This is a genomic window from Oleiphilus sp. HI0067 (assembly GCF_001635735.1).
On record NZ_LWFI01000001.1, the window covers coordinates 1 to 16,657 of the forward strand.

20 protein-coding genes are annotated in these 16,657 nt (G+C 45.5%); all 20 read left to right on the top strand.

The annotated features are described in order from the left end of the window. On the top strand, window positions 1–910 hold a 910-nt coding region (locus tag A3739_RS00005; protein ID WP_304440230.1), incomplete at its 5' end, for a flagellar M-ring protein FliF C-terminal domain-containing protein. Beyond that, window positions 903–1,925: a flagellar motor switch protein FliG gene (fliG, locus tag A3739_RS00010; RefSeq protein WP_068499676.1), complete on the top strand. Its 1,023-nt coding sequence runs from the start codon at window positions 903–905 to the stop codon at window positions 1,923–1,925. The genes A3739_RS00005 and fliG, both read left to right, overlap by 8 nt. Window positions 1,926–1,933: 8 nt before the next feature. Continuing rightward, window positions 1,934–2,770, top strand: a complete 837-nt coding sequence (locus A3739_RS00015) for a FliH/SctL family protein (RefSeq protein ID WP_068480007.1) — start codon at window positions 1,934–1,936, stop codon at window positions 2,768–2,770. Further along, entirely contained in the window at window positions 2,763–4,118 is a 1,356-nt protein-coding gene (gene fliI, locus A3739_RS00020; RefSeq protein ID WP_082878188.1) for a flagellar protein export ATPase FliI, read from the top strand. The genes A3739_RS00015 and fliI overlap by 8 nt, the downstream gene beginning before the upstream one ends. Before the next feature lie 5 nt (window positions 4,119–4,123). Next, window positions 4,124–4,567, top strand: a complete 444-nt coding sequence (fliJ, locus tag A3739_RS00025) for a flagellar export protein FliJ (protein ID WP_068476838.1) — start codon at window positions 4,124–4,126, stop codon at window positions 4,565–4,567. A 176-nt stretch (window positions 4,568–4,743) separates the two neighbouring features. Beyond that, complete coding sequence (locus A3739_RS00030) at window positions 4,744–5,019, top strand: lipid asymmetry maintenance protein MlaB (RefSeq protein WP_068476840.1); 276 nt, start codon at window positions 4,744–4,746, stop codon at window positions 5,017–5,019. Window positions 5,020–5,084: 65 nt separating this feature from the next. Further along, on the top strand, window positions 5,085–5,447 hold the full coding sequence (locus tag A3739_RS00035) for a response regulator (protein ID WP_068480009.1): 363 nt from the start codon (window positions 5,085–5,087) through the stop codon (window positions 5,445–5,447). A 29-nt stretch (window positions 5,448–5,476) separates the two neighbouring features. Beyond that, the gene (locus A3739_RS30595) at window positions 5,477–6,085 is read left to right on the top strand and encodes an Hpt domain-containing protein (protein ID WP_068483184.1); all 609 of its coding nucleotides are present in this window, start codon (window positions 5,477–5,479) and stop codon (window positions 6,083–6,085) included. 33 nt (window positions 6,086–6,118) lie between these two features. Next, window positions 6,119–7,513, top strand: coding sequence for a chemotaxis protein CheA (locus A3739_RS00040; RefSeq protein WP_231876651.1), 1,395 nt, complete (start codon window positions 6,119–6,121; stop codon window positions 7,511–7,513). 106 nt (window positions 7,514–7,619) lie between these two features. After that, a complete protein-coding gene (locus A3739_RS00045; RefSeq protein WP_068480014.1) occupies window positions 7,620–8,141 on the top strand; it encodes a chemotaxis protein CheW in 522 nt (173 codons plus the stop codon). Window positions 8,142–8,199: 58 nt separating this feature from the next. Beyond that, on the top strand, window positions 8,200–9,000 hold the full coding sequence (locus A3739_RS00050) for a protein-glutamate O-methyltransferase CheR (RefSeq protein ID WP_068480157.1): 801 nt from the start codon (window positions 8,200–8,202) through the stop codon (window positions 8,998–9,000). Window positions 9,001–9,002: 2 nt separating this feature from the next. Beyond that, window positions 9,003–9,644, top strand: coding sequence for a chemoreceptor glutamine deamidase CheD (gene cheD / locus A3739_RS00055; RefSeq protein WP_068480016.1), 642 nt, complete (start codon window positions 9,003–9,005; stop codon window positions 9,642–9,644). A 25-nt stretch (window positions 9,645–9,669) separates the two neighbouring features. Further along, entirely contained in the window at window positions 9,670–10,719 is a 1,050-nt protein-coding gene (locus A3739_RS00060; RefSeq protein WP_068480018.1) for a chemotaxis response regulator protein-glutamate methylesterase, read from the top strand. A gap of 91 nt (window positions 10,720–10,810) precedes the next feature. Beyond that, window positions 10,811–11,116 (top strand): STAS domain-containing protein, encoded by a 306-nt coding sequence (locus tag A3739_RS00065; RefSeq protein ID WP_068473743.1) that lies wholly within the window; start codon window positions 10,811–10,813, stop codon window positions 11,114–11,116. 91 nt (window positions 11,117–11,207) lie between these two features. Further along, on the top strand, window positions 11,208–13,091 hold the full coding sequence (locus A3739_RS00070) for a flagellar hook-length control protein FliK (RefSeq protein ID WP_068480020.1): 1,884 nt from the start codon (window positions 11,208–11,210) through the stop codon (window positions 13,089–13,091). A gap of 222 nt (window positions 13,092–13,313) precedes the next feature. Next, entirely contained in the window at window positions 13,314–13,817 is a 504-nt protein-coding gene (locus tag A3739_RS00075; RefSeq protein WP_068499680.1) for a flagellar basal body-associated FliL family protein, read from the top strand. A 19-nt stretch (window positions 13,818–13,836) separates the two neighbouring features. Further along, on the top strand, window positions 13,837–14,835 hold the full coding sequence (gene fliM, locus A3739_RS00080) for a flagellar motor switch protein FliM (RefSeq protein ID WP_068480027.1): 999 nt from the start codon (window positions 13,837–13,839) through the stop codon (window positions 14,833–14,835). Continuing rightward, the gene (gene fliN, locus A3739_RS00085) at window positions 14,828–15,328 is read left to right on the top strand and encodes a flagellar motor switch protein FliN (protein WP_068480029.1); all 501 of its coding nucleotides are present in this window, start codon (window positions 14,828–14,830) and stop codon (window positions 15,326–15,328) included. The genes fliM and fliN overlap by 8 nt, the downstream gene beginning before the upstream one ends. A gap of 37 nt (window positions 15,329–15,365) precedes the next feature. Beyond that, window positions 15,366–15,965 (top strand): flagellar biosynthetic protein FliO, encoded by a 600-nt coding sequence (gene fliO, locus A3739_RS00090; RefSeq protein WP_068480031.1) that lies wholly within the window; start codon window positions 15,366–15,368, stop codon window positions 15,963–15,965. Beyond that, the coding region (gene fliP / locus A3739_RS00095; protein WP_068499687.1) for a flagellar type III secretion system pore protein FliP at window positions 15,966–16,657 on the top strand (692 nt) is incomplete at its 3' end. It abuts the gene before it with no gap.

Genomic DNA, 16,657 nt, shown 5'->3' on the forward strand with positions numbered 1-16,657 from the left:
TGATCCGGTACTAGGCTCTGGTCGTTTTCGTTCTGAAGTATCAGCTGACGTTGACTTTACAGAAATCGAAGAAGCAGAAGAGTTGTTCAATCCTGATATGGGTGCGGTACGCAGCGAACAGACTCTGGATGAGCAAAAAGCAAATGGTGTCGACGGTGGTATCCCAGGAGCTTTGGCTAATCAACCGCCAGTGAATGCAGAAGTGCCTGAAGAAGCGGGTGAGGGCGCTGCGCAGCCGGAGCAAGCAGCACCTGTTAATTTGCGTAAGCAAGCAACGCGAAATTATGAAGTCGACCGAACGGTGAGCTACACCCGTCATCAAAAGGGGCGCGTTTCACGTCTGACTGTTGCAGTTGCAGTGGATGACATTCGTAACATCAATCCTGAAACAGGGGAAGTGTCGTTCCAAAAATGGAGCGACGCAGAGCTTGAGCGTCTAACATTACTTGTGCGCAACGCCGTTGGATATGATGCAACACGCGGCGACAGCGTTAACGTCGTCAACACTCCGTTTGCGCCGCAAGAGATCGAAGAATTTGTAGAACCCGAGATCTGGGAACAGGCATGGTTTTGGGAAGTTGTTTGGAAAGCCTTGGCAGTCGTTGTTGCCTTAATTGTAGTGTTCGCGATTATTCGCCCCATATTTAAAAGCCTTGTAAGTTCAGGTGCCGAAGCAAAAGAGTTAGCATTAGGCGGTATGGACGGTTCAGGTCCAACGCTAGATTCGTTTGAACGTATGGACGGCGATAACCCCGCGATGGCTGCATTAGGAACAAGTGGTGAAGACTTTATGTTGCCTGGCGCGTCTGAAGGTTACGATAAACAAATTAATGCGCTCAAAGGTTTAATCGCTGAAGATCCAGCACGAGTGGCACAAGTAGTGAGAACTTGGGTAAATCAAGATGGCTGATAACACAGAAGCAGCACAATTACCGACACTTCCTCGTTTAGAGGCAGCAGCAGTGCTGCTATTGAGTTTAGGCGAAGCTGATGCGGCGCAAATTCTCAAACACATGGGCCCAAAAGAAGTTCATCGTGTCGGTTCGACCATGGCTAGCTTGACCAATATTACCCAAGAGCAAGTTGAAGCCGTCCTGATTGAGTTCATCGAAGAAGTCGGTCGTCAAACTGGTATGGGCATTGGCTCAGACCAGTACATTAAGAACATGCTGAATGAGGCCTTGGGTGAAGATAAAGCCTCAGGATTAATCGATCGTATCTTAGTTGGTGGTAATACGACTGGACTCGATACCTTAAAATGGATGGAAGGGCGAGCAGTCGCTGAGCTTATCCGTTATGAACACCCTCAAATTCAAGCGATCGTTGTGTCATATCTGGAGCCCGACCAAGCGGCTGGAGTTCTTGGTATCCTCGATGAAAAAGTGCGCTTAGACGTTATGATGCGTGTCGCTTCTTTGGATTCGATTCAGCCACAGGCCCTGCAAGAATTAAACGATATTCTTGAGAAACAATTCTCGGGGAATACCGCGACAGCGACCAGTAAAATTGGTGGTGTTAAAACGGCAGCTGACATAATGAACTTTATGGAGTCTTCGATCGAAGGCGATTTGATGGACAACATCAAAGAGATCGATTCAGACCTTGGTAACGAAATCGAAGAGCTCATGTTCGTCTTCGACAACCTGAAAGATGTTGATGATCGTGGCATCCAAACACTACTCAGAGAAGTTTCTAGCGAAGTATTAATTGTCGCACTCAAGGGTGCAGACGCTGACCTACAAGAGAAAATATTCAACAACATGTCGAAACGTGCTGCAGAGCTTCTTCGCGATGATCTTGAAGCGAAAGGACCTGTTAAAGTATCGGAAGTTGAAGCATCTCAAAAAGATATCCTTACTATTGCTCGTCGTTTGGCAGACTCTGGCGAAATAGCCTTGGGTGGAAGCGGTGAGGAAATGATCTAAGTATTGGTATGAGTGAACAAAATCCACCTAAGGACGATCGTCCTGTCGAAAGCTTAAGTGCTTACGAGCGCTGGGAGCTACCTAATCTCAATTCAGGTGAAGACTATACCGATAGTGCAAAAGTAAAACCGTTGACAGCAGACGATTTGGAGGCGATCCGCGCGGAAGCCTATGCAGAGGGGCTTAAGCAAGGAAAAGCCGATGGTTACAACGCCGGCGTCGAAGAAGGGCGTACCGTTGGTATCGAACAAAGTAAGCAAGAAGGCTTAGAGCAGGGGCGTCAACAAGCTGACAGTGAGTTGCAATCGCACAAACAAGCTCTTTCAGATCAATTAAAGGCCTTGCTTGATCCTATAGAAAGTCAACGCGATCAACTAGAAGACGCCTTGCTCAATACCATATTAGCCGTTGTGCGTGCTGTCATTCATACAGAAATCAAGCAGAGTACCGATGTTATTCGTTTGGCGCTCCAGAATGCGATAAATTCGCTGCCCAAGCGTGCACGCGAATTTAGTATTTCTCTTAATCCTCAAGATATTCCAATCGTACAGCCACTCATTGAAGAGATCGATAAGGAGGTCGCAGTCGTGCCATCACCACATTTGGCGAGGGGCGGCTGCTTAGTTGAGACAAGTCAGCAGGTGGTTGACTACACGATTGAAAAACGCTTCCAACACGCTGTACAAAGCATGCTGTTGCAAGCAGCGAAATCTCAAAATTTCGAGGTCCATCAAGAATCCCCCGCGACATTAGAAAGCCATGTTGATTTCGCGAGTGAAGTGCTAGAAGACGCGCCTGACCAAGATATTTCGCAAGATGAAAATGGATTAAATCCAGATGGCTGATCTGCTATCACGCATTACCGATTTTCAGCAAGCATCGGAGAATATTGAACACTTCGAGCCTGTCATCAGTGGGCGACTTACGCGAATGATTGGCCTTACCCTTGAGGCAAAAGGTTGTAAAGCAGTCGTCGGTGACCGCTGTTTAATTCAAGGCTCCAATAACGAAGAAGTCGAAGCAGAAGTCGTCGGTTTCGACGAAGACAGCACCTATCTTATGCCGCTAAGCGTGGTGAAGGGGTTTCAACCTGGAGCCAAAGTGACTCCGCTACCCAGCGCTAATGATGTGCCCGTAGGTATGTCGTTACTTGGTCGAGTGCTCGATGGCTGTGGTAACCCTATTGATGGTAAAGGCGATTTGCTTGCCGAGAGCTATGTACCTGCTTCAGCAGATATTATTAACCCTCTAGCGCGGGCGCCAATTCGCGCGCCTTTAGATGTCGGTATAAAAGCGATCAACGCCTTGCTTTCGGTTGGCGTTGGACAACGACTCGGTTTGTTTGCCGGTAGTGGTGTTGGCAAGAGTATGTTGCTTGGAATGATGACGCGTTTTACCAACGCCGATGTTGTAGTGGTCGGGTTGATTGGTGAACGGGGACGTGAGGTAAAAGAGTTCATCGAGGATATTCTTGGCGAAGAAGGCTTAAGCCGTTCTGTTGTGGTTGCATCGCCCGCGGATGATTCGCCGCTCATGCGAATGCGAGCATCAACGTTATGTACGCGCATTGCTGAATACTATAGAGATAAAGGCCAGCGTGTGTTGCTATTAATGGATTCTCTTACTCGTTATGCCCAAGCACAACGAGAGATTGCCTTGTCCGTTGGCGAACCTCCCGCTACCAAAGGCTATCCACCTTCTGTTTTTGCAAAAATTCCGCAACTTGTTGAACGCGCAGGTAACGGCGTTGAAGGAGGCGGTTCAATTACTGCTTTTTATACTGTGTTAACAGAAGGCGATGACCAGCAAGATCCGATCGCGGATGCAACGCGTGCAATCTTAGACGGCCACATAGTTTTGTCGCGAGCATTAGCGGAAGAAGGGCATTACCCCGCAATCGATATTGAAGCTTCTATTAGTCGTGTTATGCCGCAGGTAACTGATCCACAGCACTTTAAAGATGCTCAGCGCTTTAAGCAGTTGTATGCAAAATATCAGCAAGCGAGAGATCTCATTTCTGTTGGTGCTTATGCGCAAGGCTCAGATCCATTAACCGATTTTGCGGTTTCTAGAATCGACTTAATGCGCAACTTCTTACAGCAAGGGCTCAATGAACGAGCAACGAGCGATGTCTCGATTATGCAATTAAAAAGCGTGGTCGCTCCTGACGCTGAAACATGCGCTGAAGGCTAATTTCTGTGGCCGTTTCAAAGAAAGTAAATCGTTTGCGTTTGCTCGTTGATCTGGCAACGAAAGAGGAAGACCAAGCTAGTACCATTTTGCGTCAGGCTAGGCAGGCGCTTGATGATGCTCAACAACAATTGGATTGTTTGAAGGAGTATCGAGAATCCTACCTTGCAGGTGTTAGTAATTCCATGAAAGGAGCTTCTAACCCCTATACACTAACTAGCTACCAGCAGTTCGTCGCACAACTCGATAATGCGATTGATCAACAATCTCTTGTTGTGAATAATGTAAGTTTGCAATTTGAACAAGCAAAAAAACATTGGGTGACACTGCGAGAAAAAACCAAATCGCTTGCTCAATTGCGTGACGATACGCATCGCCAAGAACTCGCAAAGGAAGAAAAAAAGCAAGAAGGGAGAATGCTCGATGATTTTATTTCGAGTAAGTATCGTTAGTATCTTGGCAGTTAGCATGAACTAACCCAATGTTGGGTTATAACCTAATTATCTAAGCCCTTCCGCCAATCCCCGCGCATTTATAAAAATTCAAACTACATTTGAGGCATCGCAGCAATGTTGCGTGTGTTTTTTATGGTCAATTTTTTGAATTTTAACGAAAGATAGGGTTAAACATGGCAGGCAACGAATTAACGCTTGAAGGTCCTGTAACTATTGCAAAGGCTGAAGCTTTGCATCACGAGATCGAAACGTTGTTGTCAGAGTCCGAAACCCTCCATATCAATGCAAGCGCAGTTGAAAGAGTTGATACAGCAATTATTCAACTTTTGTCGAGTACCTGCACAACAGCAGATAACTTGAACATTCAAGTTGAGATAACAGCGTCAGATGGTTTGAGAGAATGTACCGATTTACTCGGATTTAAACAGCTTTCTGAACGCTACCAATAACGCAATTGGTTGTTGTGTCAACGATAAAGATATAAGGCGAATGGACAACTACTAGAGGTATTCGAATGGCGACAATTCTCGCAGTCGACGATTCTGCATCAATGCGGCAGATGGTGACATTTACTCTTAAGGGTGCTGGTTTCGATGTAATTGAAGCTGGAGATGGGCAAGAAGCGTTGGAAAAAGCGACAGGTGCCAATATTGACCTTGTTTTATCAGACGTAAATATGCCAGTAATGGATGGCATTGAGCTCGTCAAGAATCTACGAACACTTCCTGATTATAAGTTCACGCCGATACTTATGTTAACGACGGAATCCGCTGGCGATAAGAAATCCGAAGGTAAAGAGGCTGGCGCCACGGGCTGGCTTGTTAAACCGTTTAATCCGGACCAGTTACTCGCGACCATCAAGAAAGTGATGGGGTAGTGTTAAGCACCATTTTCATGGGGTGAAGTATGAGCGTAGATCTCAGTCAGTTTCATCAGGTCTTCTTTGAAGAAAGTAACGAAGGCTTAGACATAATGGAGGCAGCTCTCTTAGAGCTGGACCCTGACAATCAAGATTCTGAGCGCATTGATGAAATATTCCGTGCTGCGCACTCAATTAAGGGTGGTAGTGGTATCTTTGGTTTTCAGCAAATTGCAGATTTTATACACGTCGTAGAAACGCTTCTTGATCTGATTCGATCAGATCAATTCAAAATTCTTGCAGAGCATGTTGATCTATTCCTTCGTTCAGTCGATTGCCTGCGAACAATGGTCACGCAATTGGAACAAGGCGAGGAATGCGAGACCGAATTATCCAATTCACTTAAATCAGAATTTGAAGATATTTTAAATGGCCGAGAATCAGGCGCTTCCGCTGCAACCCAAAACGGTGGAGAGGGCGATGCTAACGATGGCCATAGTGATGGGGCACGCGGATGGCAAATATTTTTCCGTCCTTCTACAGATATTTTACGAACGGGTAACGAGCCTGTTCGGATGTTCAGAGAGCTGGCTGAACTCGGTGAGCTTGAGGTCGACGTGGATGCCTCAGATGTTCCGAAACTCGATGATATTTAAGCTGATGCTTGTTACCTCGCATGGAATATCTCTTTGTTTGGCGAGGCGACAAAAGAGCAAGTCGACGAGGTGTTTGAATGGGTCGTTGATGATTCTGAGTTGACGATTGAAGCGATAGATATCGGCGGTGTTGGGCTTGCTGAAGCGTCGAGTTCAAATACCTCAGAGGATGCAACTTCTTCAGCTAAACCTGCACCTGTGGTAGAGGAATCCGCTCCGAGCCAAGTCGTCGCAGAAAAACCTCAAACTACTGCGGCCAAAGCCGAACCCAAAGCGAAGCATCAAGCGAAAGCTGAAAGTGCGTCAATACGTGTCGGAACCGACAAGGTTGATAGCCTGATTAATATGGTTGGGGAACTAGTGATTACCCAATCTATGCTAGGTGAACTCGGCAGAAATTTTACCGTCGACAAGTTGCCACGACTAATGGAAGGGCTTGAGCAGCTCAACAATCACACGCGTGAGCTTCAAGAAAGCGTTATGCGTATACGCATGCTACCAATTAGTTTTGCGTTCTCGCGGTTTCCCCGTTTGGTTCATGATACGAGCAAACAACTCGGCAAGCATGTTGAGTTGGAGTTGTTGGGTGAGCAAACGGAACTCGACAAAACAGTGATGGAACGTATTGGAGACCCTCTTGTTCATCTAGTCCGAAACTCGTTAGATCACGGCATTGAATCGCCTGAAACGCGCGTTGCAGCTGGCAAAGATGAAATGGGTAAAATTACTCTGAATGCCTTTCATCAGGGTGGCAACATAGTGATTCAAATCATTGATGATGGCGCAGGCCTGAATCGTGATCGTATTCTTGAGAAAGCCATTGATAATGGCTTGGTGAAAGCGAGTGATAATCTCAGCGATGAACAGATCTATGATTTGATTTTCAAACCTGGATTTTCGACCGCGTCTGAAATCACCGATATTTCAGGTCGTGGCGTCGGGATGGACGTTGTGCGACGAAATATTCAAGAGCTTAATGGCTCTGTCGAAGTTGAGTCGCAGTCTGGCAAAGGCAGCACCTTCACCATCCGATTACCACTCACACTAGCAATTCTTGATGGACAACTCATCCGAGTTGGCAGCGATGTCTTTATTTTCCCTCTGGTCTCAATTGTTGAGTCTATTCAGTCTTATGATCAAATGATTCATCGTGTTTCATCAGGCTGTGAGGTCTTGCGCTTGCGGGATGAATACGTACCAATTGTGCGCCTTTGGGATATCTTCAGCATTAAGCCTGATTCAGAAAAGCTTGAAGATGGTCTGCTTGTCGTCGTTGAGGGTGACAACATGAAAATTGCCGTACTCGTCGATGACTTACTAGCTCAGCAACAGGTGGTGATCAAAAGTCTTCAGGAAAACTATCGTTCTGTCGATGGAATTTCTGGTGCCACTATTTTGGGGGGATGGCACTGTCTCACTAATTCTTGATATTGGCGGCTTGATAAAATTGTCTGGCGTGAGTCGAGACGAATACAAGAAACACGTCAACGAAGATGACTCGGCTGCGGCCTAGGGCGAGATAAGGAGAGCAGTAATGGCTAAGCAAACAGAAATTGAAGCTCCAAACAATGATGATGGCATTCATGCGCAGGCAGAATTGGCTGAGCAATATTTGACCTTCTATATGAAGGAAGAAGAATTTGGCGTCAATATATTATCTGTTCAAGAAATTCGTGGCTGGGAGGCTGTTACGCGCATTCCCAATTCACCAGGCCATGTTTTGGGCGTTATGAACTTGCGTGGGACTGTTGTTCCTGTGATTGACCTGCGTATGAGCTTTGGCTTGACCGATTTAACGTACGACGATGCGACTGTCGTCATTATTTTGAATGTCGAATGTTCTAACTCAAATAAAGTGATGGGAGTGGTCGTCGACGCCGTGTCAGATGTTCATAACTTCTCTGACAAAGATATTCAGCCCGCACCCGAGTTAAGTAACAAAGCCCAAGGTCAGTACGTCAAAGGTTTGGGCAGTACAGAAGAACATATGGTCATTTTGTTAGATCTAAACGAAGGCCTCATTCAAGATCAAAAGGCATTGCTAAGTATTCACTGATTCAAAGGGACGAGAGCACGTGGGAGCCAACGCGAAAAAGATTGATCGCGAATTCTTCATGTCAGAGAAAGATTTTTCTGAGATCAGTAAACTTGCTTATTCTTATACAGGTATCGTTCTGGGTGACCATAAACAAGACATGGTTTATGGCCGTCTCGCTCGTCGGATGCGGGAACTTAACCTAAGTGAGTTTGGAGAGTATTGCGAAATTATTCGCAATCCAAAGCATCCAGAAGTCAGTTTATTTATCAACGCAATCACAACCAATCTCACTTCATTTTTTAGAGAAGAGCATCACTTCGAGTATTTGGCGAATACGGTTTTACCTCAGCTTCACGCTAGCGGTAAAGGCAAGATAAGAGCGTGGTCGGCTGGCTGTTCCTCGGGAGAGGAGCCTTATTCGATCTCGTTAACCTTGAACGAATATTTACCTATCAAAAATTGGGACGTGAAAGTCTTAGCGACAGATCTAGATTCAAATGTTTTGCAAAAAGCTTCGCAGGGAATCTATGACATTGAGCGGATTGAAGGTCTAAGTAAGAGCCGAAAAAAGAAATGGTTTTTGTTTGATAGAAATCATATAGATATCATAAAAGTTCAATCTTCGCTGCAATCGCTGATTCGCTTTAAACGTCTGAATTTATTGGAATCGTGGCCGATGAAAGGACGCTTTGACTTCATCTTCTGTCGCAATGTCATGATTTATTTTAATGAGGAGACGCAGGAGCGTTTATTGAATCGCTATGCAGATGCATTAAACCCCGGTGGTTATTTGTTTATAGGGCATTCTGAAAATATGCATGGCGTAGGCGTCCGGTTTGAATCCCTGGGAAAGACTATTTACAGAGTGAAATCATAGCGATGGAAGCGCATCAACTACCAGGCACATTGCCTCCTGCAGAACCAGGTTTTGAGCATATTAATCGGTACTGGGATCGCCGTATGAATATGCATGCAGCGAAAATTTTACCCGGCGAATTTTATGTAAGTCGTTGCGGTGAAATTATCGCGACAGTCTTAGGTTCTTGTATTGCTGCTTGTATCCGGGATCGGCAATTAGGTGTTGGAGGCATGAATCATTTTATGTTGCCCCAAGAAGTTGAGCACTCTACCGATAATTGGGGCGGAGATCTTGCTTTGGCGTCCCGTTACGGAAATTGGGCGATGGAGTATCTCATCAATGAAATTTTGAAAATGGGCGGAACCCGCAAGAACCTCGAAGTAAAGGTGTTCGGTGGCGGTAATGTGTTGAGCAATACGACAGAGATAGGAACGCGCAATGTTGACTTCGTTCGATCGTATCTCGCACGCGAAGGCTTAAGTATTTCAGCAATGGATGTTGGGGGCGCCCACCCAAGAAAAGTGTTGTATTTCCCTGATACTGGCGCCGTAAAAATGAAGCGTTTAATTAGTGTGGCAAACGACACGATTGCACAACGTGAACGCGATTATCGTAGTAATTTAAACAAATCTGCAGATACAGGCGATGTCGAATTATTTTAACTGAAGTCGATTTGAGAGGCTGGCAGTGAATCCATATAAAGTATTAATCGTTGATGACTCGGAGCTCATACGCCAAGTACTGACCGAGATTATCAGTCAAGCTCCCGACTTGCAGGTAGTCGGGGTCGCGAGCGATCCATTTGACGCGCGAGAGAAGATTAAAGCGTTAAACCCCGATGTAATCACTCTTGATGTTGAAATGCCGAAGATGGATGGGATTTCGTTTCTCAAGAATTTGATGCGCTTGCGTCCGATGCCAGTTGTAATGATATCTACCTTAACGGCAAAAGGAGCTCCCGTTACGCTCGATGCGCTAGAAATTGGAGCAGTTGACTACGTTTGTAAGCCCAAAGGTGGAGGCTGGGGAGATCTAGTCCAATACGCAGGTGTCATTCAAGATAAGGTTCGCAATGCGGCTAGAGCTAATATGCTCGCGCGTGAAAGTGTCACGACTAAAGCAAGCACTCCCACCGAGACTTCAACTAAAGAAGATCGATATAAAGTAGGCAAGGTGATTTGTATCGGAAGCTCGACGGGCGGCACTGAAGCCTTGAAAGAAATTCTTCGGTACATGCCTAAAAACTGCCCTCCGATTCTTATGGCGCAACATATCCCAGCAGCCTTTAGTGGCACCTTTGCTAGTCGATTAAACGATACGATGCCCATTGAAGTTTGTGAGGCGAAAGCAGATATGCCGCTTAAAGCGGGGTGTGCTTATTTAGCACCGGGTGACCGTCATCTGCGCTTAGCTAAACGCGATAAAAAGCTTGTTACAGCGCTCTTAGATGGTGAAAAAGTAAACGGACATATTCCATCGGTTGAAGTCTTATTTGATTCAGCAACGGCCGAACTTGGTAAGTACTGTGTTGGCGCAATGTTGACGGGAATGGGGGCTGATGGAGCCACCGGAATGTTAAGAATGCGACAAGCAAAAGGGCATACAATTGCACAAGATGAGGCAAGTAGCGTGGTGTGGGGAATGCCCGGCGCAGCAGTTAAACTGAATGCTGCAGTAGAAGTGCTGCCCATACAGCGGATTGGGCCGGCATTACTTAATGCATGCAAAATTACATAATTGCTCATTAGTTCTCAAATTAATTACGCGAGTTTCGCAATCTTTACTACGCTATGTGCGGTAATACCAACACTGAAAAAACGAGGGCAGTATGTCGGTGAATGTGAGCTACCAAGGTAGTGACCAAACCTTAAAAATCGCAATAGATGGCAGATTTGATTTCAGTCATCACGCAGCTTTTAGAGACGCATATGAGAGCGCTGAAACACAAATTTCATCTTACGAAATTGATCTCAGCGAAACCTCTTATATAGATAGTTCGGCCTTAGGAATGTTGTTGCTACTTCGTGATCATGCTGGTGGTGCGGATGCGAAAATCGCAATAAATCATTGCAATGATGATGTAAAAAAAATCCTTAAAATTTCCAATTTTGAGCAGCTGTTTTCTATCACTTAATATATCTATGCGCCGATAAACACTTGTCGGCATGATCTTTGTATCGTTGATTGCATAATTAATTATTAAATAACGTTGTTCGTTAAAAATTATGCAGCAATTGTCATTACTTCCAGTGTCCGGTGCACCGAACTCAGAGTTAATTGAGACGGGAGCAGCGACGGTTAAAGCCCAGAATGGCTCGTCTGAGGCCTTCGGTAAGGTTTTTAATAAAGCTCAAACTAAGGTAGAAAAATCAGAACCCTTAGGCGCACATTCCGGCGATCAAACAGCCTTGTCTAATTCAATATCGCATTCGGCAAGTCCTCAAGCTCACGATGAAAGTGGCAATCCGTTACCGCCAAAAGACGGAGAATTGCCGCAAGCCGATCAGCCCGAATGGAATGGATTAACTAATTCAGCCAGTACAGATGAATTCGATTCCACGGCCGCATTCGTATCAGGGCAAGGTGATAGTGGGATTAATTCATCAGTATTGAACTTTCAGTTGGGCCAGAATGTAACTATTACACCAGATACAGAGCTCCAAACTGTCAAAGGCGCAGTATTTAGCGCTGTTAATCAGGTGGGTAAGAATGGCAGTGCATCCTCGTTAGCAAACACAGCGTCAGATCTCAGGTCTGAGTTTGGGCAATCAACGAGTTCTCAGCAAGCGAGTGTTAACAATTCGAATGGCCAGGCTTTGAGGCCCCATGGCCAAAGCGCGATCGCGGGATCTTCTGCACCATTAGTTGGTGTTGATGGCGCGGCTAGTAGCGATTCGCAAACTAACTTAGGGAATTCATTTCAACGTTCTGCGATCATTTCAAATGAGGGCTTAAGTTTGGGTAAAGATGGCGTGGCGGCTTCTGCTGCTGTATCTAGTTCGCAGAATGGCCAAATGAATTTTGCACATCCTATTGTTAGCGGAGAGCTTACTGTCTCGATTAACGGTAAGCCAGTGGATTCTTCCGCGCTAAATCCGATTGCCCAGTCTCCTCAGTCCCTTGAGAATGGTTTTGAAGTATCTGCTAAGGACGGGCAAGTAAATTCGGCCGTTAGTGAGACAGTGTTGAATAGTATGACTTCGGTTATACGCACCGATACAAGTCCGAATGCTGCTGATGGTGCATCTCATGTCGTAGGTGCAATGAAGGTTGGTAATACTATGATGGCGCAGGTAAGCGCTGCAGGGCCAGCATTGTCGAACGCTGCATCCATTATGCGGGTTGAAGGTTTAGCTCAAGCACAAGTTCAAGCAGCTGCTTCGCAAAACGCAAATACCTCTGCAGGTCTGACCAGCAACTCTCCGTATAATGCTAACGCGGCAAACATCACGAGTACTTTGCTGCAACCTGAAAGTAGTACGCTTGTTTCCGAAAGTGATTTTAGAGCGAAGCTGCAGTTCGAGCTAAGTTCTGGTGGTATCCAGAATGTTGACGATGCGCCTGACTTAGGTCTGAGCAAATTTGAGGGTTTGACGAATCAACGCCTCGTTTCAGATAGCAGAGTGCCGGAGTCACAAGCGGGTAAAGCTTATGTTAGTTCATTGCCATTAGCTGTTGATGACCCCGACTGGTCAAATCAGTTAAATCAAAAGTTGATGTGGATGAGTGCTCGTAATATTCAACAGGCCGAATTGCATTTGAATCCTGCTGATATGGGACCGATTGATATAAAAATTCAGATCGGCGCTGAGCAAAGTTCTATAAACATCAATGCTCAGAACCAAGGTGTGCGCGAATTACTTGAGGCTAATATTCACAAGCTAAAAGAAATGCTGAATGGCAGCTCTGAGGAACTTGCTGACGCAGGCGAGCAATCGTTAGGTCAAAGCTCTGGCCAAGAGTCGTCGCCTGAGCAAGGTGGTCAAGAAGATCAATCTGTGGCGTATAGTGCTGGTACGAGTACACCGCAAAATCATCAAAGTGTTGTCTCGGATAATCCAAATCAAAACGTCAGTTTGAGCGATAGTTTGGTCGACGCTTACGCCTAATACATTAAGTCAACATAGGGGCACGCGTTCGTGCGCTCCTTCTTTTCGCATTACTCTTGCTTAACAAAGCAATAAATAGAAAGCGAATCAGCTAGAATCTGCTCGGTTCCGTAAGTGAGGCGCATAACTCACTTACGACAATTCTGTTGTAGTGATTGGCATATAGATTGCTGAATAACTACAACGCCTAATTAATCAATACATAATTGACGAGATTTTGACGTGGCAGATAAAGAAAAGCCAGAAAATGAAGAGCAGGGTGCTGAGCAGGAAGCAACGGGATCAAAGAAAAAACTGTTTGTTATCATTGGCTTAGTCGTACTTTTGTTGGTAATCGCTGGCGGTGTGACGTATTTCTTGATGGCAGGCGGAGAATCTGAAGCGAGTGACGACACGACGCCAGAGATTCAGCCTGCTATTTATATGGATTTAAAACCACCTGTACTTGCGACGTTGATGGTAGACGGTCGCCAACGTTATATGCAGGTAAGCTTAAACGTTATGGGGCGTGATCAAGCTGCTTTAGATGCAGTCGATTATCACATGCCGTCGATACGTTCGAAGTTAAACGCCTTATATGGCGGAGCGGATTTCAAAATGGCTCAAACAATTGAAGGAAAGGAAGCGCTGATTGCTGAAACGCTTACTTCAATCAATGCTGTTCTTGAAGCCGAAGGTGAGCCTCTTATTGAGGCTGTGTATTTTACAAACTTCGTAATGCAGTAAGAAAAGGTTATTAGCTTTCGTGCAAGACTTACTCTCACAAGACGAAATCGATGCGCTACTTCATGGCGTAGATGATGGAGATATAGACACCGAAGAGGATCATTCTGAAGACGGCGTCCGTTCCTATGATCTAGCTAGCCAAGACCGTATTGTTCGTGGGCGAATGCCAACGCTTGAAATGATCAATGAGCGTTTTGCACGATATACCAGAATTAGCTTGTTTAACTTATTGCGACGTAATGCTGACGTTTCCACAGGTGGCGTTCAGATTATGAAGTTTGGCGAATATATTCATACGCTCTACGTTCCAACAAGTTTAAATATCGTCAAAATGCGCCCCTTGCGTGGCTCAGGGCTATTTATTCTTGATGCGAAGTTAGTCTTCAAGCTCGTTGACAACTTCTTTGGGGGAGACGGGCGACACGCTAAAATCGAAGGGCGCGAGTTTACTCCAACAGAAAATCGTGTTGTCCAAATGGTATTGGAACAAGTCTTTATCGATATGAAAGAGGCTTGGAATGCGATTTTTAAAGTTGATTTTGAGTATGTGAATTCTGAAGTGAACCCCTCAATGGCGAATATAGTCAGCCCAAGTGAGGTGGTTGTAATCAGTACATTCCATATTGAATTAGATGGCGGTGGCGGTGATCTGCATTTGGCGCTGCCTTACTCGATGATTGAGCCTATGCGCGAGCTGCTTGATGCCGGTGTGCAAAGCGACGTTGATGAAATTGATGAACGTTGGGTGAACACGATGCGTGAAGATTTACTCAGCGCAAACGTGCCGATTAACGCAACCCTACTAGAAAACCAAATTAGTTTACGTGACGTGTCGAATTTAAAAGAAGGCGACATTATTTCCGTAGATTTACCTGAATATGCCATGGTATCGGCAAACAAAATACCTATGTTTTATGCTCAGTTAGGCCAGAAAAATGGATCACTGGCATTGATGATTAAGGACAAAATAGAGCGGCCAACAACCGCTTCAACCAGCTTGGTAGACGAAGATGAGTGATAACGAAACCCAAAACGACGGTCAAAGTGAAGACGAGAAGTTAGCATCTGAATGGGAAGCGGCGATGGAAGAGTCTGGCGATGCTGGTGGTGACGCTGAGGATGAATGGGCCGCGGCGATGGCCGAGGCTGAAGCCTTAGGTGGCGAAGAGAATGATATTCAGGCAGCGCCCTTGGAAAGTTTCTCTGGCACAGCTCATCAAGCTAGTGCAGGTCTGGGTACTGGTTCTGAAACTCCCGATCTGGACGTGATTTTAGATATTCCGGTGACCATCTCGATGGAAGTTGGGAATACGTCAATCCCTATTCGTAATTTATTACAGCTGAATCAGGGCTCTGTTGTTGAATTGGATCGATTGGCAGGCGAGCCATTAGATGTACTGGTTAACGGTACGCTAATTGCCCATGGCGAAGTGGTTATGGTGAACGATAAGTTCGGTATTCGTTTGACGGACGTTGTAAGTCCATCAGAACGCATTCGTCGCCTAGGCTAACTAGGCAGCGCTGGATTTGGCGTAAGTGAGGTAAATTGTGCGTCTGTTGATCCTTCTAATGATTACTTTGCTGAGCTTCAATGCGCTTGCGACGCAGAAAACGATCACTTCAGAACAAAATAGTAATACTCAAACCGTAGAGTCAGTTGAACGCTCAGATTTGTCGGAGCAGGAGGCTGCTGAAAAAAGCCTAGCGACAACAATAGAATCTGAGGGTTCGGATTCTAATCAGTCGTCGGCTTCTCAAAACATACTTGATTCTGACGGCCTTCTTTCTTCTCCAAAAGTCACTGTTTCTGAAGCATCCAATTGGCCTTTTGTGATGCTCACGCTGCTAGGTATGGTTGCCTGTATCTTATTGATCGCCTTTATCGTCAAGCGTTTTACAGGTTTAACCGGTATGGGATCGAACGATTTAAAAGTTGTTTCTGCCATGGCGATTGGAACGCGGGAGCGTGTTGCAGTGCTAGATGTTCGTGGTGAGCAATTCTTGATCGGCGTGACTTCGCAGCAGATTTCCTTGCTGCATCATTTCGATGAAGCGCCAATTAAGCCCTCGGTATCGGCGAAACCGAGTGAGTTTTCCGAAAAACTCCAATCTATTATTAGCAAGCAAAGTTCAAAAGGGAGTGAATAAGTGAAGGCTGTTTTATTCTCGATCTTAGCGTTGCTTGTGCCTTCTTTTGGTTTCGCAGCCGACTCTGGTATTCCAGCATTGCAGTTGATAACGAATGAAGACGGGTCTCAGTCTTATTCTGTAACGCTGCAAATTCTGGCGCTGATGACAGCGCTAACTTTTTTGCCTGCGATGTTAATGATGATGACATCGTTTACGCGGATCATTGTGGTGTTTGCTATTTTGCGACAAGCACTTGGTCTTCAGCAGACACCGTCGAATCAAATTATTCTTGGTCTGACCTTATTCCTTACAATCTTCATCATGACGCCAGTGCTTGAAAGAGTGAATGCAGAAGCTATCCAACCGTATATGGCTGAGGAGCTAGCACCACTTGAAGCAGTAGAAAAGGCCAGTGTTCCTTTCAGGGAGTTTATGATGGCTCAAACGCGAGAAGATGACTTGGCGCTGTTCATGCGCATATCTGGCAAACAAGCGGCTAGTCCTGAAGAGGTATCGTTTTGGGTGTTGATGCCTGCATTCGTCACTAGTGAATTGAAAACAGCATTTCAAATCGGGTTTATATTGTTCCTGCCATTTTTGGTGATTGATATGGTTGTAGCGAGCGTCTTAATGGCGATGGGTATGATGATGCTATCTCCAATTATTATTTCTCTACCTTTTAAAATTATGTTCTTCGTTTTAATTGACGG

Coding starts and splice junctions, on each gene's coding strand:
- fliG (WP_068499676.1), top strand. CDS start 903: ATGGCTGATAACACAGAAGCAGCACAATTACCGACACTTCCTCGTTTA.
- A3739_RS00015 (WP_068480007.1), top strand. CDS start 1,934: ATGAGTGAACAAAATCCACCTAAGGACGATCGTCCTGTCGAAAGCTTA.
- fliI (WP_082878188.1), top strand. CDS start 2,763: ATGGCTGATCTGCTATCACGCATTACCGATTTTCAGCAAGCATCGGAG.
- A3739_RS00030 (WP_068476840.1), top strand. CDS start 4,744: ATGGCAGGCAACGAATTAACGCTTGAAGGTCCTGTAACTATTGCAAAG.
- A3739_RS00035 (WP_068480009.1), top strand. CDS start 5,085: ATGGCGACAATTCTCGCAGTCGACGATTCTGCATCAATGCGGCAGATG.
- A3739_RS30595 (WP_068483184.1), top strand. CDS start 5,477: ATGAGCGTAGATCTCAGTCAGTTTCATCAGGTCTTCTTTGAAGAAAGT.
- A3739_RS00045 (WP_068480014.1), top strand. CDS start 7,620: ATGGCTAAGCAAACAGAAATTGAAGCTCCAAACAATGATGATGGCATT.
- A3739_RS00050 (WP_068480157.1), top strand. CDS start 8,200: ATGTCAGAGAAAGATTTTTCTGAGATCAGTAAACTTGCTTATTCTTAT.
- cheD (WP_068480016.1), top strand. CDS start 9,003: ATGGAAGCGCATCAACTACCAGGCACATTGCCTCCTGCAGAACCAGGT.
- A3739_RS00065 (WP_068473743.1), top strand. CDS start 10,811: ATGTCGGTGAATGTGAGCTACCAAGGTAGTGACCAAACCTTAAAAATC.
- A3739_RS00070 (WP_068480020.1), top strand. CDS start 11,208: ATGCAGCAATTGTCATTACTTCCAGTGTCCGGTGCACCGAACTCAGAG.
- fliN (WP_068480029.1), top strand. CDS start 14,828: ATGAGTGATAACGAAACCCAAAACGACGGTCAAAGTGAAGACGAGAAG.